A 21243-nucleotide genomic window follows, 5' to 3' on the forward strand; every position below is an offset into this window, starting at 1 on the left:
TTCAAATCTTTGTTTGATATTATTAATCCCAAATATTAGATGTTTTCCGTTGCTGTGAATGATATTTTACTAATGCTTTTCAAATCGTAAGGTATAAATTCATTCGTCAGAATAAACTCACCACGAGGGTTCTGATATTTAACAGTCTAGCCATTCTGAATATTCTTTATTAAAACAAGGAATAACTTCATTGGTTTCCCTGAAACAACATCTTCTGTTACAGTATGAAGTTTTTTATGGTATTCAAACTGTATGATTGTACCTGCTTCCAATGTACCAGAGAAACCATTAACTACAACCTGTCGAGCACCGGGCTGAATGGTCTGTGTTGAATTAACAGAACCGCGAACTGTACCAGTATATTGACCAGCATAACTAATGTTAAATTCAAAAGGATGACCATACATATGTTTGGCAATAAAATTCTGAATTAATGAAATATCTTTAGCCATATAGTTAGCGTTAAATTCTAAGTTGTAGTACTGAATGCCTGTGTATCTTCGTTGGTATTTTCCTGAAACTGCTCTGTTTCCAATAAACGGAGCAGTAGGTATAGATGGAAAAGGAAATCAACCAAAAGACCTGTCGAGTATTTGCTATACTACTTGAGACGAAGAAATTCAGCTTCAGCAGCAGGAACTTCATGAGCAGTTCCAGATGTTGTACGAGAACAACCAGTCGATGTATGAAGCTGGTCTGGTACAGCATGATGATATTCTTAAACAGAAACAACGCCTTGACCAAGCGTATGCTATTAAATCTCAAGCTATTGAACGTCAATCTGCACAGCAGAAACTTCAAATCCCTAATGATTTAACTTCTGCTATAAGCTCGGCTATGACGGGTATGTTAGGTGAGAACAACAAAGCTGCTCAAGTAATGTTTGCAGTGTCTAAAGGAGTGGCTATTGCAAATGGTATGATGAACGCTCATGAGTCTGCTACGACTGCTATGGCCAAATATCCAGGACCATTAGGGTATGCGCTGGCGGCGTCATCATAGGCTCGTGTTCTTACTGAAGTAATGCAGATGAAATCTATGTCGCTCAGTCAATTCCATGATGGTATTGATAATGTTCCTAACACAGGTAGTTATTTGCTTCAAGAGGGTGAGCAAGTAGTAGATAATCGGTTGAACCAAGACCTAAAAGACTTCTTAGGTAAACAACAGACTGGTAAAACAGACAGTCAACCAATCGATGCATCTATCCATATCTCTGGATCTGTGAATGGCGAGCGTGAGTTAATGCAAATAATGAAACGTCAACAAAAAATCCTAGCTGATATTGTTCAAGATGCTAATCGGCGTAGAATGTAAAAGGTACCTACGGGTCCCTTTTGTAATTATTTGAACGCTAACTATTTGGTGGGATGTATGTTAGATAATTTGGTCAAGTCCCAATTGCTTAGGGCAGATCTTGTAGCTGCTGATGAGCATTTCGTTGCGCACGGATACAACGACATGACTGGGATAGTTCTACTCAAATCAGCATTAGTTGCCGTGTCGAATCTAGTTGATTTTGAACCATCAATTAGTCGTTTATACAAGGAAGCACCACATCTATCGGCGTTCTACAAAACTGCTTCTAAGGAGTTTAAGTTCGCTAAGTACTTACGTAATAAATTTGCTGGGCATATACATCCTGAACTGTTAGCCAAGGCTATAGAGTGGAAGCCTGAGCTTAGGTTCCTCGCAGATAGAATGGATGAACAACAAATCATGTGGTTTTGCAATCTTTGCGTGCTCGAAACAGCAATAAACACATACGTTGATCAAAGCGGAGAGCATCTGGTTTTTGACTCCGAGACTGACTTATTCTTCCCTGACGACCAAACACGTTTTAGATTGTTTTTAGAGAAAATAATTAAGACGGGTGTTCAGTATCTTACTGAACTGGGAATTGTGCTAAGAAGTAAAATAGATAAGCCAGTAGAAGGGTTAGAGTCTCTTGAGTATTGGAAAACTGCGGGATTAACAGAGTTCAATTTTATTGCTAAACAATAAGGGACATTGTCCCTTATCATATCGATTAGTCATTATCAACGGAGTTAATAACAACTTGGGCGTAAGACATTATCTTTTTAGCAAGCCCCATTACATCAGGCAAGCAAATCTTATGTTTTTCGGATAATACTAAAATCTCTTCAGCTTGATCTTCTTTTCTTGTGCCGGGATCTGGATAACGACCAGCCCAGTAAACAAAGTGAGTTAAGAGTTTAAGGATGACTCTGTCTTTTGTAGTAAGATCAGGAATAAAGTTTGCTAGATCATGCAGTCTATGATGCTGATAATTTCTTTCCTCAATGATGTATGCATTAATTCCTTTTTCAATGATAATCATCGATTTTAACGCTATTTCGAGAGCATAGCCAATTAGCATTAATCCAGTCGCTCGAAATTGCCCATCACAAATACCACGAATTGGTTCAGGCATACTGTCGAAACTAGGATTCGCTTTAAGAACTAAAAGGGCTGCTTGACTTAATGCTTCTGCTTGAGACATCCATAAGATAGGGTTTTTTAATTCTTCGGTAGTCGAGGGTTTAGTTATATCAATATCAGTATTAGCAAGGATAGAGCCAATGATACCAAAGCGTTGTGCGGCTAAAGTGCTGTATCCTAATGGATCGGCTTGAAATCTATTGCTATCAGGCATTATAAAGCTCTTCAAATCATCCATTTTATGCCTCGATTGTTATTGCAGTTAGTGGTGTGTTGGCTATAGATTTTAGTAATAAGATACATCTATAACTGAAAGATATCAATGCCATTAATGACAGGGATTTAATGTTAAATGATTCCTGTGCAGAAAATGCATAATCATTTCGGGGCATAATGAAAGGCGGGATGTTTCGGGACCGCATCCTTTAGTTAACCTGTAAAATTTTAATTCCATTGCAATTCAAGTTGGACTTTTGGGTTTACAGTCTCGTGAATTCATAGACACACGTTAATAAATATCGTAGCTGTACTAAATTATTAATTTAATAAACTACAGGAGAAATTCTGTGGCTCGAAAAAAATATGTCTCGATGGCTGATATGGAACGTCGTTATGGTTATACATTCAACGCGATTAAAGCATGGCGTGCTGAAGGTCTACCGTACTCTGAAAGTCCTAACGGAGTTCCTGAAGAAGAGGGCACTCAGCGGATTATCAAAAATAAAATTGAACCGCTGCGTAACACATCAGTTAAAAGGAGATGGACCTTGAAAAACTCCGCGAACAAAAAGCTAAAGCTGACTTAGCTCAGTACGCTGCGCAAGAAAAATCAGGCGAGTTAATCTCAACTGATTACGTTCAGTCTGAGCTTAATAAGTTCAGTGTTAACCTAAAAGATACGTTAAGACTTATTCCTTCAAAACACGCGATTGATTTGATTGAACACGCTGACTCTGTTGTTGACCTTTAACAACGACTACGTGAAATCATCGATGAAGAACTTCTAAAGGTATCAGAGTTGTTTGAGCCTGAACTTGAAAATGATGAAGAGTCAATGACCGATACCACCATTGACTCTTGATGACAGCTAATTTGAGAATGCATTAGTTTATGGCAGTGTTGCAGTATTATTTTCGTAATCGATAACGATTTCTTCTATTGCTTTGATATAACGTTCAAATTCACTAATGACATACGGAAGAAAATCATTGCGCATTATAACAGTATCATAGTCATTAACTTCAATTCCCTGCGCTCTTCGTATGGATTTTAATAACCGTTTCTCTTTATCTGTTTTCTTCGTTTTTTTATCTAGTGTTTCATTGTATTTATCGGCTATACCATCATTATGAATCATGATGTTTCTCAATATTGTGAGATGATCTGTGTCTGATAAGTTTTTCGCACCGTACACTTTTTTTAGTATATCTTGAGTTTTTTCAATAACACCCTTATTTTTGAGTTCATCATTGCAATTGCTACGGCTTTTCAAAAAATCAAGACATCCAATCATGCGATGCTCAAACAATCCATAGATTGTAAGAAAGGCCGAACGTCGAGTAAGTTGGGTTATTAAATGCTTATACTCAAATTTTACTTCATCGTAATCGAGACCGATACATGAACCACATTCATAGTAAGTTTCTTGAAATGTATGCCATTCGCCATCAGGATCGCAGAACTCATCGGGGTACTCTCCTTCATGAATAGCCCCTGGTTGATCCGCTTCCTTAACAGCGAGAGCTATATTCTTTTCTGCTTGCTCCGCGAGCATCTTCATCACACGAATAGAAGATGATGCTTCCCACAACTGAAATTTCATTAGAATATGTTTCATTGTTTTAATTGTATCCATTAGAGTGCTGTATGTGTGTAGAATATATCTTAATTAAGATAGGCTATATCATATTCTAAAAATATTGTCTAAGCAAGTTTTTGTCTAAAGCGTTATATGTTTTTAGATTTGTAGATTATTAAATTATTTTAACCTCCGAGCCTTTTCTTTACATAACTTAGAAATTATCTCCCAATAATCTGAATGTTCTTTGTTATACATTGAGCGAAGTTTGATTGGCTCTCTTACTTGATTAGAAGATAATTGCTCAAGTTCATTAATTAATGAATCTACTTTTTGTTCTATGTTCATTGGTATTCCTTAGTGGTTTTAAGATTAGATAAACTGGAAGTAAAGCTACAAATAATACGCTTGTGATACAGAACCATACTGCTGTTAGTACAATACAGAGGCATCCAAAAAGAAATTTCATAAGTTCTCCTAGGGGCAGAAGCCTCTGGTAACGATGTGCTGTTCTAAAAGGTTGTTTAATTACGATTGATAGACATATTCTGATTATAATAACCGTCTTGAATTCCTGATGGAGCATCACCAATTTAGAGGGAGTTTTCCCACAGTCTTTGCAAGGAGCGGTTTCACGCTCAGAGATTTTCCTGATTGTCTAAACTTACCATGAGTAGGGCAGTAATAACTATACGTTGGCATTTTTGACCTTATTGAACATCCGTTCAATTGTTTCGATTGATTTAACGTGTTTTAACAGTTCGTCTTTAGATATTTCATTGTTGAGATATTTTTCGTAGATAACATCAAGTGCTTGGTCAACGTTCATATTTTCTCCATTGATTTGATATAGATATTTATTACGCTGAAACCTTAGATAACTACAAGTTCACCAGAGTTAATCTGATTTTTCTTAATGCTGTACAACATCGGGTTATGAACTCGATGTGAACGAAGTTCTTCTTCCGGCACATTTCTGTCAGGGCAGGCGACGGAATTGCGGCGACTGTCACAGCGGTGCAAACGAATGTCACAGAGAAAAAAGCGCCAGCCGCCAACCGGACATAGACTGAAAGCACTATCCGCGAAGAATAAGGAAAGGGTATGTCCACCTCTCAGATAGCGCTGCTTGCCAGCGTCCAGCAGTTTTTAGACCGTCAGCATGGCCTGTATATCGACGGCGCTCCCTGCGCCGCGCAGAGCGAAAACCGGTTAACCGTCTGGGATCCGGCCACCGGGCAGGCGATCGCCACCACCGCCGACGCCAGCCCGGCGGATGTCGACCGGGCGGTGATGTCCGCCTGGCGCGCCTTCGTCGATCGCCGCTGGGCCGGTCGCACCCCGGCCGACCGTGAGCGCATCCTGCTGCGCTTTGCCGATCTGGTGGAGGCGCACGGCGAGGAGCTGGCGCAGCTGGAGACCCTTGAGCAGGGTAAATCCATCGCCATCTCCCGCGCCTTCGAGGTCGGCTGCACCCTGAACTGGATGCGCTACACCGCGGGGCTGACCACCAAAATCAGCGGCCGGACGCTGGACGTCTCGATCCCGTTCCCGCAAGGGGCCCGTTACCAGGCGTGGACCAAAAAAGAGCCGGTGGGGGTCGTGGCGGGCATCGTCCCGTGGAATTTCCCGCTGATGATCGGCATGTGGAAGGTGATGCCGGCGCTGGCGGCGGGCTGCTCGATCGTCATCAAACCCTCGGAAACCACCCCGCTGACCCTGCTGCGGGTGGCGGAGCTGGCGACCCAGGCGGGCATTCCTGACGGGGTGTTCAACGTGGTCACCGGCAGCGGCGCCGGCTGCGGCGCGGCGCTGACCTCGCATCCGCAGGTGGCGAAGGTGAGCTTTACCGGCTCGACGGCCACCGGGAAACAGATTGCGCGGGTGGCCGCCGACCGACTGACCCGCGTGACGCTGGAGCTGGGCGGCAAGAATCCGGCGATTGTGCTCAAAGACGCCGATCCCCAGTGGGTCATTGAGGGGCTGATGACCGGCAGCTTCCTCAACCAGGGACAGGTCTGCGCCGCCAGTTCGCGGATCTACATTGAAGCGCCGCTGTTTGACACCCTGGTCAGCGGTTTCGAGCAGGCGGTGAAATCGCTGCAGGTGGGACCGGGGATGCAGGAGACGGCGCAGATCAACCCGGTGGTCTCCCGGGCCCACTGCGACAAGGTGGCGGCCTACCTCGAAGAGGCCCGCCAGCAGAAGGCGGAGCTTATCAGCGGCAGCGCCGGGCCGGATGCCGGGGGGTACTATATTCCGCCGACGCTGGTGGTCAACCCGGACGCCGGGCTGCGCCTTACCCGCGAGGAGGTGTTTGGCCCGGTGGTGAACCTGGTGCGGGTGGCTGACGGCGAGGAGGCGCTGCGCCTGGCCAACGACAGCGATTTCGGCCTGACCGCCAGCGTCTGGACCCGCGACCTGACCCAGGCTCTCAACTATACCGACCGCCTGCAGGCCGGGACGGTATGGGTCAACAGCCATACCCTGATTGACGCCAACCTGCCGTTCGGCGGCATGAAGCAGTCCGGTACCGGTCGCGATTTCGGCCCGGACTGGCTCGACGGCTGGTGCGAAACCAAATCGGTCTGCGTGCGTTACTAGCCCTCCGTCGGGGAAGGCGCATCGCTTTTCCCAACATCCCGCTTGCCGACCTCCGCGCTTTCTCGCTACTGTGGAGGGCAATCTTTGCCCGCGCAGGGCGGTGAATGATGAGGAGGTCTTCGGCATGACAGCATTTCCTGAGGTTGCACTAATTGGTCCCGGCGCCATCGGCACGACTATCGCCGCCGCTCTGTTTGCGGTGGGGAGGGCGCCGATGGTTTGCGGGCGCACTGCCCATTCGTCGCTGGTGCTGCGCACTGATGAGGGTGAGATCGTGGTGCCCGGCCCGGTGCTCACCGACCCAACGGCGATAGCCGCCCCCTTCGACCTGGTGTTTGTCGCGGTGAAGGCCACCCAGACGGAGGCCATCGCCCCCTGGCTGACGGCCCTGTGTTCGCCGGACACCGTGGTATGCGTGCTGCAAAACGGCGTCGAGCAGCGCCAGCAGTTTGCCCCTTTGACCGGCGGCGCGACGGTGCTGCCGTCGGTGGTCTGGTTTCCGGCGCAGCGCGACGCCGATGCTTCCGTCTGGTTGCGCGCCGCGCCGCGACTGACGCTGCCGGACCTGCCGGGGGCGGAGCGGGTGCAGCAGGCGCTGGCGGGAACCCGCTGCGCGGTGGAGCTGGCGGCCGATTTTACCACCGTGGCCTGGCGTAAACTGCTGCAGAACGCCGTCGCCGGACTGATGGTGCTGACCGGACGACGCGCCGGGATGTTCGCCCGGGAGGAGATCACCGCTCTCGGACTGGCCTATTTGCGCGAATGCCTGCAGGTGGCGCGGGCGGAAGGGGCCGTCCTGAGCGACAGCGTGCCGGAGGAGATCATCGCCGGTTTTCATCGGGCGCCTGCCGACCTGAGCACCTCTATTCTGATCGATCGCCTGCATGGCCGACCGCTGGAGTGGGATATTCGTAACGGGGTGGTGCAGCGTCGCGGGCGTCAGCACGGCATACCGACGCCGCTCAGCGATATCATCGTGCCGCTGCTGGCGGCGGCCAGCGACGGCCCGGGCTGACCCGGGCTGGCGCGGGGTTAGTCCACCAGGGAGGGATCGAGGTCGATCATCAACTGCTTCATCTCGGCAAAGTGCTGCCGGGAGAAATCGGCAATCTTCTCCCAGTCCTGGGCGGTTTTTTCCGCCACCGCGTCTGACAGCACCTTCAGCGGCTGGCCGGTTGACCAGGCGGTGATCAGGATCTGACAGGCGCGCTCGAGGGTCCAGATATCGTCGAACGCTTCGCCGATGGTCGGGGCGGTCACCAGCACCCCGTGGTTGCCCATCAGCAGACGGCGTTTATCCGCCAGCAGCCCCGCCAGCCGGGCCCCTTCTGCCGCGGTGTCCGCCATCCCGCCGTACAGCGTATCGACGGCGACCCGGTTAAAATAGCGGGCCGTGTTCTGGTCGATGGGCAGGATCTGCGGCGTCGCCAGACAGGCGAGGCTGGTGGTGTACACCGGGTGCAGATGCAGCACCACCCGCACGTCCGGCAGCCGCTGATGGATCTGCCCGTGAATAGCCCACGCGGTGGCATCGACGTCAGGGCGCGCGGCGCAGCTTTCATCATCGGCGTTCAGCACCAGCAGATCGCTGGCGCGGATGCGCGAAAAGTGTTTCCACTTCGGGTTCAGTAAAAACGTCTTCCCGTCGGCGGAGAGCGCGGCGCTGAAATGGTTGGCCACCGCCTCATGCATGCCAAGATGGGCAATGATGCGAAAGGTGGCCGCCAGGTCGATGCGGATCTGCTCTTCATCGGTATCGCGCATGGGCATTACTCCGCTTTTGGCATCAGGGTCTGCAGATCCTCTGCCGTCGGCGCCTGGAAGTGATATTTCTTCAGCAGGGCGGCGTATTCCGGCGTGGCGCTGTATTTTTTCAGCGCCTCTTCAAGGGCGGTTTTCACCTCAGTGTTGCCTTTTTTAACGCCAAAGCCGTTCAGCACCGGATAGATCAGGGTGTCAGAGGCGATCACCACCCGGTCGCCCAGCTTTTCCACCACCCCGCGCGCTACGGCGGCATCGGTGATCTGCGCATCCACTGCGCGCGACAGCAGCGCCTGGGTGGTCTGCGGGTCGGTGGTATAGACGCTCAGCGCAATCGGCTTCAGCCCCTTCTTCACGCAGTAGTCGGCGGAAAGCTTCTGCAACTGCGCCAGCCACGAGGTGGCGCCCATCGAGCCGATTTTATGCCCGCAGAAGTCTTCCGGGGTCTTTGGCTGATAGTCGCTCCCTTTACGGGCGAGGATCGCTTCCCCGCTTTTCAGGTACGGCACCATGTCGATCACCTTCAGGCGCTCGGCGGTAATGTACATCGACGAGTTGGTGATATCGAAGCGCCCGCCCTGCAGTCCGGGGATCAGGTTGGGGAAGCGGGTATCGATATTCACCGCCTCGCGGCCCATGCTCTTCGCCAGGCCGTCGAGCAGTTCAATATCAAACCCCGCCGGCTTATTGTTCTCCATATACTCGTAAGGGAAAAAGGTCATGTCCGAACCGGCGGTGATTTTGCCGCTTTGCTGGAAGGCCAGCGCGTTCAGGGATGTCAGAGCCCCCGCTGCGCAGAGCAGCAGAGCCAGCGGGCGTGGTGCGAAAAAGCGTGTCATAAAACCTCCGGAGTGTGGGCGAATTACATGCTGGCGCGATCGGCACCGGCCTGCTGAACAAAAAACGAAGCGCCGCGCGGCTTCTGCGGCAGACGAAGCTGGTTATCGGTGCTGCGCACCAGACCGCTCTCTTCCCCGGCCACCAGCTGGCCGGCATGGCGGCTCGGCAGCGGGTTTTCGCCGAAGGGCAGCGCATCCTCGGCGGCGTAGACGCTGATGAACAGGGTGCGCGGCAGGGCGGTTTCGTTGGGGCTGGAGGCGTGCAGCAGGCGGGTATGCATAAAGCAGACTGAGCCCGCCGGGCCAAAACAGGCCTGCGGCTGCTGGCAGTGAGCCGTCACCACCTCGTCATCCACCGCTCCGGTGAAGCGCCCCTCCTGCCAGTGGGACCACAGCGGCCCCTGATGGCTGCCCGGCACCACGTTGAGCGGGCCATTCTCCGGCGTCACCTCGCTGACCATCAGCAGGGCGGTGATGATGTCGTCATTGCTGTGCGGGGTGAAGAGGAAATCCTGATGCCATTTCACCTCGGTGGCGGTGTGCGGCAGCTTGGAGTTAATTTTGCTGTGGTGAAAGCGGGTGCCGCTGCCGCCGATCAGCTGCGCGGCGATGGTCGCCATCCGCGAGTTGAGTGCAGTATGGCGATACGCCTCGGAGATCTCCGTCGGGGAGGCGACCCGGCGCAGCGACGGATGGTCGGGAGCATGGTCGCGCTCAATATCGAAGCGCGGCCGCCCGTCGAGGGTTTCCCCCCACGCCGACGCGTGGCGGCGGCTCTCCTCGACCCAGCCGTCAAAATCGCTCTGCAGAGTGGCGATGTCGGCGGCGGAAAGCACCCCTTCGACCACCAGATAACCCTGCTGATGAAACTGCTCAATTTGCCACTGCGCAATCATAGTTTTTCCTCTTCACGTCCCGATAGTTAAGCCAGAGAAACATCTTTCAGAAAGGCCTCGACCCGCGGGTGTTGCCCGCTGCGCATCGCCTGCGGCGTGTCATCGCACACCACCCGGCCTTTCTCCATAAACACGATCCGGTCAGACACTTTGAAGGCGAAGTTCATCTCGTGGGTGACGATGACCATCGTGATGCCTTCGTGGGCCAGGGATTCGATAACCTGCAGCACTTCATTCACTTTTTCCGGATCCAGCGCCGAGGTGGGCTCATCGAACAGCATGATCTGCGGACGCATCATCAGGGCGCGGGCGATTGCCACCCGCTGCTGCTGACCGCCGGAGAGCTGGTGCGGATACTTCCAGGCGTGTTCCAGCATGCCCACCTTGTGCAGCAGCTCGCAGGCGTGCTGGCGCAGCTCCGCGTCGCTTGCCAGATGGTGATAGCGCGGGGCCAGCAGCAGATTGCCGAACACGGTCAGATGCGGGAACAGGTTGAAGCTCTGGAACACCATGCCGATATTCAGACGGTGTTCGGCATTCTCCATAAAGCGCGGCTTCTGCTGCCCTTGACGGTCGAGATGAATAAAGGGCTGGCCGTTAATCTGAATTTCGCCGTTGTCGATCTGCTCAAGACCGTTCAGCAGGCGAATGAGGGTGGTTTTTCCCGAGCCCGACGGGCCGATGACCGACACCACTTCGCCGGGCTGGATCTGCAGGCTCACCGCCCCCAGCACTTCGACGTTGTTGTAGGCCTTATGCAGCTTAGAGGCCTGCAGCGCCGGCTCATGGCCCTGGGAGACGCTGCGCGCCATCGCCGGGCGGCGGGCGGTCGCCAACTGCTGCATCTCGGCATCCACCGGCCGGGCGGTGTCGCGTCGGGTGACATCGAGGTAGTTCTCCAGCCGTTTCAGCAGAAAATCGAACACCGTGACGATAAAGATGTAATAAAACGCCACGGCGGTCATGGTCTCCATGACCAGAAAGTTCTGCGAGTAGAGCTGCTGGCCGACCATCAATATTTCGGTCAGGGAGATCACCGACACCAGCGAACTGAGCTTCACGATGGCGATATACTCATTGGCCAGCGCCGGCAGGGCGACGCGCAACGCCTGGGGAATGATCACCCGCCACTGGATCCCGGCGTAGCGCAAACCCAGGGCCCGCGCGGCTTCACTCTGCCCGCGGGGGATGGAAAGCAGCCCGCCGCGATGGATCTCGGCGATATAGGCCGCTTCGCTGAGGACCATCGCCAGCAGGCCGGCCCAGAAGGGGTCGTTCAGCACCGGCGCGAAGGAGGGCAGCGCCTGCGGCATGTTGTAGACAAAAATCAGCAGGACCAGCAGCGGCATACTGCGAAATAACCAGATATACAGCCGGGCAGGGGTGGATAACCAGCCGCGCGGCGACTGTTTAGCCAGCGCCAGAATAAATCCGAGCACAATACTGCAGCCCCAGGTCAGCAGACTTAATTTAATGACGGTCCAGGTGGCCCACCAAAAATCGGCATCGCTGAGCAGACTTAACATGTAGTTCCAGTTAAACGTCATGGGCTATTTCACTCGTCATAATTAACCTAAATGAAAGCGGCTCGGCTGTGCATTAATGGGGAGCCGCCGGTGTTCATCGTGAGAATACACTATGCTGGCAGGATGCTTTCAGAGGCAATTAGTAAATTTTTGGTCTTTAAGTTTAAAAAAACTATACAGCGTTATTAACGATATGGAATTTAAAGTGATTATCAGGACACTTTGCGTAAACAATTTAAAAACAATAGCTGTAATTCAATAACGCCATTTTATGCAGACAGGTTATTTTGCGTGAAACTGGGGCGACCTCTGCCTGCTCAATGTGCAGCGTGATGCATGATGGTGCAAACGGGGAAATAAACCGCGCCGGCGCGGGAGGAGAAAAAATAATATCGCCCCCTGGCGGGCAATGCGCCGCCATTCTTCGCGGGTGGCACGCGGATTGCTTGGGACTTAGAGGAAAACTATTCCCCGCGTGCGCCGGACCATATTTTATCAATGGTGATGCTATGAACCGATTTACCCTGAAGCAGCTCAAATATTTCGTCACCGTGGTGGAGACGGAGAGTATCGCCGAGGCCTCCCGCCAGCTGCACATTGCGCAGCCGTCAATTTCCATTGCTATTAAGAATCTGGAGAGCACCTTCGACCAGCAGCTGTTTATTCGCCACCATGCGCAGGGCGTCTCACTCACCTCCAGCGGTCGGCGGATCTACGATAAAGCGAAGGAGCTGCTGCGCCTGTCGTGGGAATTTGAGCAGAATTCGCGAGCGGATAAAGAGCTGGTTTCTGGCATGATCTCCATCGGTTGCTTTGAGTCGGTGGCCCCGCTGTATATGCCGAAGCTGGTGGCCGGGTTTAAGAAATGCTATCCGGAAATTACGCTGCATCTGTATGACGGCGAACAGCATGAGCTGATGCATGGCCTGCACCGTGGCCGCTTCGACCTGGCGCTGGTCTATGATCTGGAGCTCGGCCACTCGATCAATAAAGAGCGGCTTAATGCTCCGCATAAACCCTACGCGCTGCTGCCCGCCGCGCATCCGCTGGCGCAAAAGGCGCAGGTGACGCTGCAGGAGCTGAGTCGCGAGCCGATGATCCTCCTCGACGCGGTCCCGAGTAAAAACTATTTCATCTCCATCTTTAAGGAAAAGGGCTATCACCCGGAAGTGGCTTACAGCTCCCCCTCTATCGAAATGGTGCGCTGTATGGTCGGTCAGGGGCTCGGTTTTTCGGTGCTGGTCACCCGGCCCTGCTGCGATATGACCTACGATGGCGAAAGGGTGGTACAGCGGGATATTGCCGACGACATGCCCGCCTCAACCTTAATTATGGCGCATCTCGCTAATAATGAACCGACGCGGCCGACGCAACTGTTTATGGATTATTGTCGCAGTATCGAATTAACCCCCTCTCACGGCTGAAATAATGCCTGTCGATCCGGCAGGCGTTATTTTTTCTGTCGCCACTCAGCCTCGTAAAATTCTATTCAGTCGATCGTTTTATAATATTTTACCAATTCGTCACAGTTAAATAACCTGAAAGCCGTCAATTCCGGCGACCTCGTCGGCAACTGTGCTTGAAGGATAGAGAAATGACTGAACAGATAACCGAGATCGATACCCTGGTGGTCGGCGCGGGGCAGGCGGGCGTCGCCATGAGCGAGCATCTGACCCGGCTGGATATCCCCCATCTGGTGCTGGAGAAACAGGGTATTGCCCAGGCCTGGCGCAGCGGGCGCTGGGATTCGCTGGTGGCCAACGGCCCGGCCTGGCACGATCGGTTTCCGGGGATGGTGTTCCCTGACTGCCCGCCGGACAGCTTTGTCGGCAAAGAGCAGGTTGCGGACTATTTTGCCGCCTATGCCCGCAGCTTCAATGCGCCGATCCGCACCGGGGTGGAGGTGTACAGCGCCGAACGCCTCGCCGGGCGGCCGGGCTTTCGTGTCGACACCTCCGAGGGGGTGATTGAGGCGCAGCGGATCGTGGCGGCTACCGGACCCTTCCAGCGCCCGACGATCCCGGCCATCGCCCCGCAGAGTGAGGCTATTCAGCAGCTCCATTCGGCGCACTATTTTAATCCGCAGCAGCTGCCGGAGGGCGGCGTGCTGGTGGTGGGGGCCGGATCCTCCGGCGTGCAGATTGCCGATGAGCTACAGCGTGCCGGACGCGCGGTGTGGCTGTCGGTGGGGGCGCACGACCGGCCGCCGCGTCGCTATCGCCAGCGCGATTTTTGCTGGTGGCTCGGCGTGCTGGGGATGTGGGACGCTGCGGCCAATGCGCCGGGGAAAGAGCATGTCACTATCGCGGTGAGCGGCGCGCGCGGCGGCCATACCGTCGATTTTCGCCAGCTGGCGCATCAGGGGGTCACCCTGGTGGGGCAGACCCGCGGCTTTGACGGCGCCAGGGCACTGTTCCACCCCGACCTGGCGGAGAATATCCGCCGCGGCGATGCCTCCTATCTTGCGCTGCTCGACGCCGCCGACGACTGGGTCGCGCGCAACGGTTTGGATCTGCCCGAAGAGCCCTCCGCCCGTGACTTTCTGCCCGACCCGGCCTGCGTCAGCGACCCGCTGCTTAGCCTCGACCTGGCCGAGGCCGGGATCGGCGCGATCATCTGGGCGACCGGGTATACCACCGATTATCGCTGGCTGAAGGTCAACGCCTTCGATGACGCGCAGCGGCCGCAGCATCACCGCGGCGTGTCGACGGAGCCGGGGGTCTATTTCCTCGGCCTGCCGTGGCTGTCGCGGCGCGGGTCCACCTTTATCTGGGGCGTCTGGCACGATGCCAAATATATTGCCGACCAGATCGCCATTCAGCGCCAGTATCAGCGCTACCAGCCGTCCTGATAACCGATTCCTGAAGGAGTGCTTTGATGCCAACCCATACCCGTATTCGCATGTTTAACACCAAAGAGACCTACCCAAACCAGGCGCTGAATAACGATCTGTGCCAGGCGGTGCGGGCGGGGAATACCGTCTACGTTCGCGGCCAGGTCGGCACCGATTTCGCCGGCAACCTGATCGGCCTCGGTGACCCGCGGGCCCAGGCGGAGCAGGCGATGAAGAATGTCGAACAGCTACTGAAAGAGGCCGGCAGCGACCTCTCGCATATCGTCAAGACCACCACTTATCTGATCGACCCACGCTATCGCGAGCCGGTCTATCAGGAGGTGGGCAAATGGTTGAAAGGGGTCTTCCCCATCTCCACCGGGGTGGTGGTGTCGGCCCTGGCGCAGCCGCAGTGGCTGATGGAGATTGACGTCACGGCGGTGATCCCCGACGACTGGCAGGGGGAGGCGGCAGAATGACCCTCTCCCTTACCGCCCGCTGCCCGGAAACGGGTCAGTTGGGCATCGCCATTAGTTCATCGAGCATGGCCGTCGGGTCGCGCTGTCCCTGGCTGCTGCCCGGCGTGGGGGCGGTTTCCAGCCAGAATATTACCCTGCCGTCGCTGGGGCCGCAGATCCTCAGCGCGATCGAGGCGGGGGCCAGCGTTGAGCAGGCCATGAAGCAGGCTCTGGCGGAGGATCGCTTTCGCGAATATCGCCAGGTCGCGGCGATTGACGCCAACGGCGACACAGCGGTGTTCAGCGGGGAATTCACCCTCGGGATCGGCGGCGCCCTGGCGGGGGATAACTGCGTGGCGGCGGGCAATATGCTGGACAGTCAGGGCGTGATCGCCGCGATGGTGGGCGCCTTTGAGGCCGCCACCGGTGAGCTGGCCAGCCGGCTGCTGGCCGGGCTGCGCGCCGGGATCGTCGCCGGGGGCGAGGCCGGCCCGGTCCACTCGGCGGCGGTGAAGGTGGTGGATGATTACCCATGGCCGGTGGTCGACCTGCGCATTGACTGGGCGGAGGCGGATCCGCTGACGGCCCTTGAGCAGCTGTGGCTGGCGTGGGAGCCGCAAATGGAGGCCTATATTACCCGGGCGCTCGACCCGCGCGAGGCGCCGGCCTATGGCGTGCCTGGCGATGAATAACACGCCGGGAGCGATCCTTGCCGCGCTGCTGGCCTTTGATACCACCAGCCGCCATTCGAACCTGGCGATGATCGACTGGATCGCCGATTTTCTCGCCGCCCGCGGCGTGACGTCCCGCCGCTTTTATGACCCGTCGGGCGGTAAGGCCAATCTCTACGCCCGGCTGGGGCCGTCCGGCGGCGGCGGGGTGATGCTCTCGGGCCACACCGACGTGGTCCCGGTGGACGGGCAGGACTGGAGCGTGCCGCCGTTTAGCCTGACCGAGCGCGATGGCCGCTACTACGGCCGCGGCAGCGCCGATATGAAGGGCTTTCTCGCCTGCGTGCTGGCGGCAGTGGATGACTTTCTGGCGGCGCCGCTGCGGATGCCATTGCATCTGGCCTTCTCTTATGATGAAGAGGTCGGCTGTCTCGGCGTGCGCAGCCTGGCGGCGTTTCTGCAGGCCTCGCCGGAGAAACCGGCGCTGTGCCTCATAGGCGAGCCGACGGAGATGCAGCCGGTGTTCGGTCATAAAGGCAAACTGGCCATGCGCTGCTGTATCGAGGGCCAGGCCTGCCATTCGGCCTATGCCCCACAGGGCGTGAACGCCATCCGCTACGCGGCCAGGCTGATTAATCGCCTGGATCGGCTGGGCGCGGGTCTGGCCCGGCAGCAGGACAGCCGCTTCTCGCCGCCCTTTAGCACCCTGCAGGTGGGCACCATTCAGGGCGGCGCCGCGCTGAACATCGTCCCGCAGTCCTGCCGCTTTGATTTTGAGATCCGCTACCTGCCGGGGATGCGTCCCGAAGCGGTCACCGAGGCGCTGGCGGCCTACGCCCGCCGCCGGCTGCTGCCGGAGATGCGCCGGGTCGGCGGTGAGAGCGACATCCAGTTTCAGCTATTGAGCCACTACCCGCCGCTGCTCAGCGATCCGCAGTCCGACTTCGCCCGCTGGCTGGCGCAGTGGTGCGGCAGCGATCGGTTTTCCACCGTGGCGTTCGGCACCGAAGGGGGGCTGTTCGATGAGATGGGCGTCGCGACCCTGGTCTGCGGGCCGGGCAGCATGGCCCAGGGCCATAAGGCCGATGAGTACATCAGCATCGACCAGACCGAACGCTGTATGACGATGCTGGGCCAGCTGTGCGCCTGGATGCGCGCCGAGCCCGCAGAACCGCTTACCTGATCCACCCACACAGGAACCCAAGCGATGCACAATCAACACTCTCCCCATATCGATCAAGCGACTGTCGACCGCTGGCAGGCGGATGGCGTGGTATTACTGAAGGGCGTTTTTACCCCCTGGGTTGAGCGCCTCGCCGAGGGGGTCACGGCGCTGATGGCCAGCCCCAGCGAATATGGTCATGCGCGCACGGTGATCCCCAAAGATGGCTCGCCGCCTTTCTTTCAGGATTACTGTAACTGGTCGCGGATCCCAGCGTTTAGCGAGTTTGTCTTCCAGTCGGCGGCCGCGGAGATCGCCGCGGCGCTGATGCAGTCGCAGACGGCGAAATTTTTCCATGAGCATACGCTGGTCAAACCCGCCGGAGGCAGCACGGTTACCCCCTGGCATCATGATCAGCCGTACTATTGCGTCTCCGGCCGGCAGAACGTCAGCTTCTGGATCCCGCTGGACCCGGTAGCGGAGGCCACCTCGCTGCGCTGCATTCGCGGGTCGCATCGCTGGGAGGCGGAGTACAGTCCCACCCGCTTCAATGGCACAAAGCTCTACGAACACACCCGGTTCAGCGCGCTGCCGGATATCGACGCCCATGAGGATGAGTACGATATCGTCAGCTGGGCGCTGGAGCCGGGGGACGCGGTGGCCTTCCATTTTCGCACCGTCCATGGCGCCCGCGGCAACCCCGGGGCGCGGGCGCGACGGGTCTTCTCCGCCCGCTGGGTGGGGGATGACGCCGCGTTTGCCGACCGCGGCGGCGTGACCTCGCCGCCGTTCCCCGAACTGACTCTGCGGGACGGCGACCCGCTGGATTCGCCACTGTTCCCCCAGGTCTGGCCACCGGCGTAAGCGGCTGCGGACGGGATCTGCTATGATCCCGCCTTTCGTTGTCTGGAGCCTGTCGATGTTCAATGACGCCATTGTTTATGACCGCTACGGGCCGCCGGCCGCGGTGCTATCGCTGAAACGCACCCCGCTGGCGCCGCTGGCCGGCGGACGGGTGCGGGTCAGGATGCGCTATGCCCCGGTGAATCCCTCAGATCTGATCCCCATTACCGGCGCCTATCGCCACCGTACCCGACTGCCGGCCGTGCCCGGCTACGAAGGCCTTGGCGAGGTGGTCGCCGCGCCGTTCGGCAGCCGACTGACCGCGGGCCAGCGGGTGCTGCCCCTGCGCGGGGGCGGCACCTGGCAGCGGTTTATCGATCTGGATGAGACCTGGCTGGTGCCGGTTCCCGCGGCGGTGGACGATCTGCTGGCCGCCCGCGGGTATATCAATCCGCTGACCGCGATGCTGATGCTCAGACGCTGGCCGGTTGCCGGGAAACAGATCGTGCTGACCGCCGCCGCCTCCTCTTGCGCCAGCCTGCTGGGGCAGTGGGCGCTGGCCATGGGCGCCCGTTCGGTAAGCGGGATTATTCGCTCGCCGCAGCATCGGGCGCGTCTGGAGCAGGCCGGGATCTATCCGATCCTCGAGGCCGACCGGGCGCTGGTGGAGAAGGTCAGCCAGCACAGCGATCTGGTGTTTGACGCGGTGGGCGGGGAGCTGGGGAACACGCTGTTGTCGGTGCTGCCCGCGTCGTCGACCCTGATCTCCTATGGCTTATTATCCGGACGACCGCTGATCCAGACGCGCGCCAGCGCGGCGGTGCGCAAGTTTCATCTGCGGGAGGCGCTGCCTGGCCTCAGCGTGGCGGCATGGCGGGCGGCTTTCGACGAAATCTGGCAACGGCTGCCGACGACCACGCAACCGCCGGCCCGGCGGGTGGCGTTGAACGACTGGCGGGAAGCGATTGCCGCCGCCGGCCAGCCGGGAAGAGGCGGTAAAATCCTGCTCGATTTCACCGTGGGTTAAGATTACTGTTTCTTCCCGCCGAGGGTCGGCGTTTCGTCAAAGAAGTTCCATGGCTTCAGCAGGGCGTGCGCCCATTCGGTTGGCATGATCGGCCACTCTTCAGCCCGCGCCACGTGGGTGGTGCCGGTGGTGATCCACACCACGTCATCCTGGTGCGTCAGCGACTCATCGTCCTTCGCATACTGGCCTAACCCGGTATCGTGAGCGGAGCGGTTGGGGTATTTGCCTTCCGGATAGCGTTCGCTCGGGTGGTAGCGCGTCACCCACAGCTGTTTATCCATAAAGCTCAGACGATGGTAGATCCACTCGTCCGGGGCGAATTTGGCGCCGGTCGCCGCCGGATGGGTGCCGCCGGCGTAAGGGATGATCTGGTAAGAGACCGGGTTGCCCATGCGGTTCTCTTTGCTGGTGTTGCTCAGCAGGCGAATCGTGCCCGGGTCGAATTTCTGCGCCGCTTTCTGTTCGCTGTCGATCGTGTACTGATTCACCTGCATGGTGCTGGTGCGCGGGCCGCCGGCGGTGTTGGGCTTCACTTCCGGGTCCATCGCCACCAGGGTGTTGTTTTCGCCGTCCACGTCGAGGTCGAGGCGGAAGTTATAGATATGCTGGTGGGTGGTGCCGACAATATTATGGTCGATCAGCGTTCCGTAGCGGGTATCCTCTTTGGCGCTGGGGTCGTGCATGGTCTTCGCCAGCACGCCTTTCACCGCCTCAATCCCGGTGGCGCCGGCGTCGATACCGATGGTGCCGTTGTCGTGGAATACCCAGTCAAAGATATAGTCGTAGTTGCCGACGGTGCTGATCCAGCGCACCACCAGCTCCCGGCGCTCGGTACTGACGTTGGGCTTGCCCATCTCCAGGTGCTTATATTCCGGCCCGGCGTAGCGCTCGAAGATGGCGACAGCGTGCGGGATGGTGGTCGGCGCGCCGGTGTAGTCGGCGATGGTTTCATCCAGCAGCACCGCATTCGACGGCGCGTCTTTGCCGCGTACAATCGGCGAGGTCAGGGTGCCCATGCCGTAATCGCCGGAGTCCAGATAGGCTTTGAAATACCAGCCGACGTCGGGGTCGCCGTAGGGGACGATCATCCCGCCGAGGGAACCTTCATACATCACCTGGCGTTTTTTGCCGTTATCGTTGTAGGTCACCGTCGAGAGGATGGGCCCGACGCGCGAGTTAAGACGCAGGTGGAAATCCCAGTTCCGCCAGTGAATGGTATCCCCGGTAATGGTGTAGTTTTTGCCTTCCGGTTCAGTAATATCCAGCGGTTTCACCGCCGGGGCGTTGCGGTCCCGGCCATCATACGGCCGCGGTTCCATCGGCACCGGGATCACCGGGCCTTCCTCGATTTTGATGATTTTCTTCGCTTCCAGGTCGACCACCGCCACCAGGTTTTCAATCGGGTGCGCCCAGTAGTTGCCGTCGCCGGTATCGAGATAGCTGACCACCTTCAGCAGGCGCGCATCCTGCTGCAGACCATCTTTGCCATCGAAGTAGCCAACGGTGAGCGGGGTGGTGACCACTTTTCCAGGATCGGTAATCCCGTGCTTTTTCAGCACCGTCGCGAATTCACTGCTGGCGTTGATGATGTTTTGCACGCTGGCGAAATCATCGAGCAGCACCATGCCGTGGGCGCCTTTGATCGGCGTCCATGAGAGGATTTTTTTGTGTTGCAGATCGACCACGGCCTCCATCACCTGTTTGCCATCCAGCATCACCACATCGGCAGTGCGCGGCGCATCCACTGGCGTACCCTGCAGGGCGAAGGCCCATACCGCCGCTTTATCCGGCTCATGCAGGGAAATTTCGCTAAACCGGGTATTAGGCTGGAATTCCGGCGCGGCTTTGACAATGGTCACCGCGTCGCTGATTTCCGCCGCCGAGAGCGAGTTTAATGGGTGAGGGCGCTTTTCCACTTGGAAGGTCTGGTCGAGACCGGACTGGAACACGTCGTTGATAAAGGTATCGGAGACCCAGGCTTTACCGTCCTTCATCACCACCGGCACCGGCAGATCAAGGGTTTTGCCGTTGACGATCGCGGTTTTAGCGCCGGGCTTCACTTTGACGTAAGCGCCGTCTTTTATCAGGGTAAACATTTGCGCATAGTCGTCCCACTGCACGTCAGCGCCAAACGCCTCCAGCGTTTTATCCAGTGGCACCATGTGCGCCTCGCTGCCGTGAGCGAAGACCGGGGATTGCCAGGCGCAAACCACCGCCACGGCCAGCGCCAGCGCGGTTTTACGAGGGGAAAATTTCAAGCCGTTTGCCATGATGACCTCATCTTATTGTTGTGTTGTCTTTTGCCGCTGCGAATGTCGGCTTTGTCACCCTTAAGCTACCAGCCCGCGGCGCCGGGGCGTTTGTTTGCTCTTGCCAGGTTATT

23 protein-coding genes are annotated in these 21243 nt (G+C 56.5%); 13 read left to right on the forward strand and 10 right to left on the reverse strand.

Annotation, left to right across the window (positions count from 1 at the left end; all coding sequences use genetic code 11):
- Positions 1 to 146: 146 nt before the first annotated feature.
- On the reverse strand, positions 147 to 452 hold the full coding sequence (locus MKR05_RS02575) for a hypothetical protein (protein ID WP_135717097.1): 306 nt from the start codon (positions 450 to 452) through the stop codon (positions 147 to 149).
- A 205-nt stretch (positions 453 to 657) separates the two neighbouring features.
- Here MKR05_RS02575 and MKR05_RS02580 point away from each other — a divergent pair, with 205 nt between their 5' ends.
- The 3 genes from MKR05_RS02580 to MKR05_RS02590 are packed head-to-tail and all read left to right on the forward strand — an operon-like array spanning position 658 to position 2004.
- Positions 658 to 1002 (forward strand): hypothetical protein, encoded by a 345-nt coding sequence (locus tag MKR05_RS02580; protein WP_048297390.1) that lies wholly within the window; start codon positions 658 to 660, stop codon positions 1000 to 1002.
- A gap of 36 nt (positions 1003 to 1038) precedes the next feature.
- On the forward strand, positions 1039 to 1317 hold the full coding sequence (locus MKR05_RS02585; RefSeq protein WP_135717098.1) for a hypothetical protein: 279 nt from the start codon (positions 1039 to 1041) through the stop codon (positions 1315 to 1317).
- Positions 1318 to 1374: 57 nt separating this feature from the next.
- Complete coding sequence (locus MKR05_RS02590) at positions 1375 to 2004, forward strand: hypothetical protein (RefSeq protein ID WP_177335654.1); 630 nt, start codon at positions 1375 to 1377, stop codon at positions 2002 to 2004.
- Between the two features lie 25 nt (positions 2005 to 2029).
- Here the strand turns inward: MKR05_RS02590 and MKR05_RS02595 are convergent, their stop codons facing one another.
- Entirely contained in the window at positions 2030 to 2680 is a 651-nt protein-coding gene (locus MKR05_RS02595; protein WP_177335655.1) for a hypothetical protein, read from the reverse strand.
- Between the two features lie 522 nt (positions 2681 to 3202).
- On the opposite strand from MKR05_RS02595, the gene MKR05_RS02600 reads away from it, so the two are divergent.
- Complete coding sequence (locus tag MKR05_RS02600; RefSeq protein ID WP_048297394.1) at positions 3203 to 3412, forward strand: hypothetical protein; 210 nt, start codon at positions 3203 to 3205, stop codon at positions 3410 to 3412.
- A 138-nt stretch (positions 3413 to 3550) separates the two neighbouring features.
- Here the strand turns inward: MKR05_RS02600 and MKR05_RS02605 are convergent, their stop codons facing one another.
- The 3 genes from MKR05_RS02605 to MKR05_RS02615 all read right to left on the reverse strand — a co-directional run bounded on the left by MKR05_RS02605 (position 3551) and on the right by MKR05_RS02615 (position 5069).
- Positions 3551 to 4264 carry a hypothetical protein gene (locus MKR05_RS02605; RefSeq protein WP_248569338.1) on the reverse strand — a complete coding sequence of 238 codons (714 nt, stop codon included), beginning with the start codon at positions 4262 to 4264 and terminating at the stop codon, positions 3551 to 3553.
- Between the two features lie 156 nt (positions 4265 to 4420).
- Complete coding sequence (locus tag MKR05_RS02610) at positions 4421 to 4588, reverse strand: hypothetical protein (RefSeq protein WP_167878997.1); 168 nt, start codon at positions 4586 to 4588, stop codon at positions 4421 to 4423.
- Positions 4589 to 4928: 340 nt separating this feature from the next.
- Entirely contained in the window at positions 4929 to 5069 is a 141-nt protein-coding gene (locus tag MKR05_RS02615; protein WP_238875567.1) for a hypothetical protein, read from the reverse strand.
- Positions 5070 to 5344: 275 nt separating this feature from the next.
- Between MKR05_RS02615 and MKR05_RS02620 the strand changes: the two genes are divergently transcribed.
- The gene (locus MKR05_RS02620) at positions 5345 to 6844 is read left to right on the forward strand and encodes an aldehyde dehydrogenase family protein (protein ID WP_023289436.1); all 1500 of its coding nucleotides are present in this window, start codon (positions 5345 to 5347) and stop codon (positions 6842 to 6844) included.
- Between the two features lie 124 nt (positions 6845 to 6968).
- A complete protein-coding gene (locus MKR05_RS02625) occupies positions 6969 to 7859 on the forward strand; it encodes an oxidoreductase (RefSeq protein ID WP_064154705.1) in 891 nt (296 codons plus the stop codon).
- A gap of 17 nt (positions 7860 to 7876) precedes the next feature.
- On the opposite strand, the gene MKR05_RS02630 is transcribed toward MKR05_RS02625, so the two are convergent.
- From MKR05_RS02630 to MKR05_RS02645, 4 genes are read right to left on the reverse strand one after another with little or no spacing between them, the layout of a single operon-like run.
- Positions 7877 to 8608 carry a class II aldolase and adducin N-terminal domain-containing protein gene (locus tag MKR05_RS02630; protein WP_032452631.1) on the reverse strand — a complete coding sequence of 244 codons (732 nt, stop codon included), beginning with the start codon at positions 8606 to 8608 and terminating at the stop codon, positions 7877 to 7879.
- Between the two features lie 5 nt (positions 8609 to 8613).
- On the reverse strand, positions 8614 to 9444 hold the full coding sequence (locus MKR05_RS02635) for an ABC transporter substrate-binding protein (RefSeq protein WP_032452632.1): 831 nt from the start codon (positions 9442 to 9444) through the stop codon (positions 8614 to 8616).
- A 23-nt stretch (positions 9445 to 9467) separates the two neighbouring features.
- Positions 9468 to 10340, reverse strand: coding sequence for a phytanoyl-CoA dioxygenase family protein (locus tag MKR05_RS02640; protein WP_044522589.1), 873 nt, complete (start codon positions 10338 to 10340; stop codon positions 9468 to 9470).
- A 26-nt stretch (positions 10341 to 10366) separates the two neighbouring features.
- Entirely contained in the window at positions 10367 to 11887 is a 1521-nt protein-coding gene (locus MKR05_RS02645; protein WP_023289441.1) for an amino acid ABC transporter permease/ATP-binding protein, read from the reverse strand.
- 488 nt (positions 11888 to 12375) lie between these two features.
- Here MKR05_RS02645 and MKR05_RS02650 point away from each other — a divergent pair, with 488 nt between their 5' ends.
- From MKR05_RS02650 to MKR05_RS02680, 7 genes are all read left to right on the forward strand, one after another.
- Positions 12376 to 13290: a LysR substrate-binding domain-containing protein gene (locus MKR05_RS02650; protein ID WP_004204026.1), complete on the forward strand. Its 915-nt coding sequence runs from the start codon at positions 12376 to 12378 to the stop codon at positions 13288 to 13290.
- Positions 13291 to 13460: 170 nt separating this feature from the next.
- Entirely contained in the window at positions 13461 to 14717 is a 1257-nt protein-coding gene (locus tag MKR05_RS02655; protein WP_023289443.1) for an NAD(P)/FAD-dependent oxidoreductase, read from the forward strand.
- Between the two features lie 26 nt (positions 14718 to 14743).
- A complete protein-coding gene (locus MKR05_RS02660) occupies positions 14744 to 15178 on the forward strand; it encodes a RidA family protein (RefSeq protein ID WP_004190423.1) in 435 nt (144 codons plus the stop codon).
- A complete protein-coding gene (locus tag MKR05_RS02665; protein ID WP_087827656.1) occupies positions 15175 to 15849 on the forward strand; it encodes a DUF1028 domain-containing protein in 675 nt (224 codons plus the stop codon). The genes MKR05_RS02660 and MKR05_RS02665 overlap by 4 nt, the downstream gene beginning before the upstream one ends.
- Complete coding sequence (argE, locus tag MKR05_RS02670; RefSeq protein WP_372405403.1) at positions 15827 to 17011, forward strand: acetylornithine deacetylase; 1185 nt, start codon at positions 15827 to 15829, stop codon at positions 17009 to 17011. Before MKR05_RS02665 ends, argE begins: the two co-directional genes overlap by 23 nt.
- Before the next feature lie 24 nt (positions 17012 to 17035).
- A complete protein-coding gene (locus tag MKR05_RS02675) occupies positions 17036 to 17854 on the forward strand; it encodes a phytanoyl-CoA dioxygenase family protein (protein ID WP_044522619.1) in 819 nt (272 codons plus the stop codon).
- Between the two features lie 22 nt (positions 17855 to 17876).
- Entirely contained in the window at positions 17877 to 18860 is a 984-nt protein-coding gene (locus MKR05_RS02680; RefSeq protein WP_162543131.1) for a zinc-dependent alcohol dehydrogenase family protein, read from the forward strand.
- 2 nt (positions 18861 to 18862) lie between these two features.
- Here MKR05_RS02680 and tynA read toward each other — a convergent pair whose 3' ends face one another.
- Positions 18863 to 21130: a primary-amine oxidase gene (gene tynA / locus MKR05_RS02685; RefSeq protein ID WP_044522621.1), complete on the reverse strand. Its 2268-nt coding sequence runs from the start codon at positions 21128 to 21130 to the stop codon at positions 18863 to 18865.
- Between the last annotated feature and the right edge of the window lie 113 nt (positions 21131 to 21243).

The organism is Klebsiella sp. K5-204 (genome assembly GCF_030128585.1).
In the GTDB taxonomy this organism is placed as follows: Bacteria; Pseudomonadota; Gammaproteobacteria; order Enterobacterales; family Enterobacteriaceae; genus Klebsiella; species Klebsiella quasipneumoniae.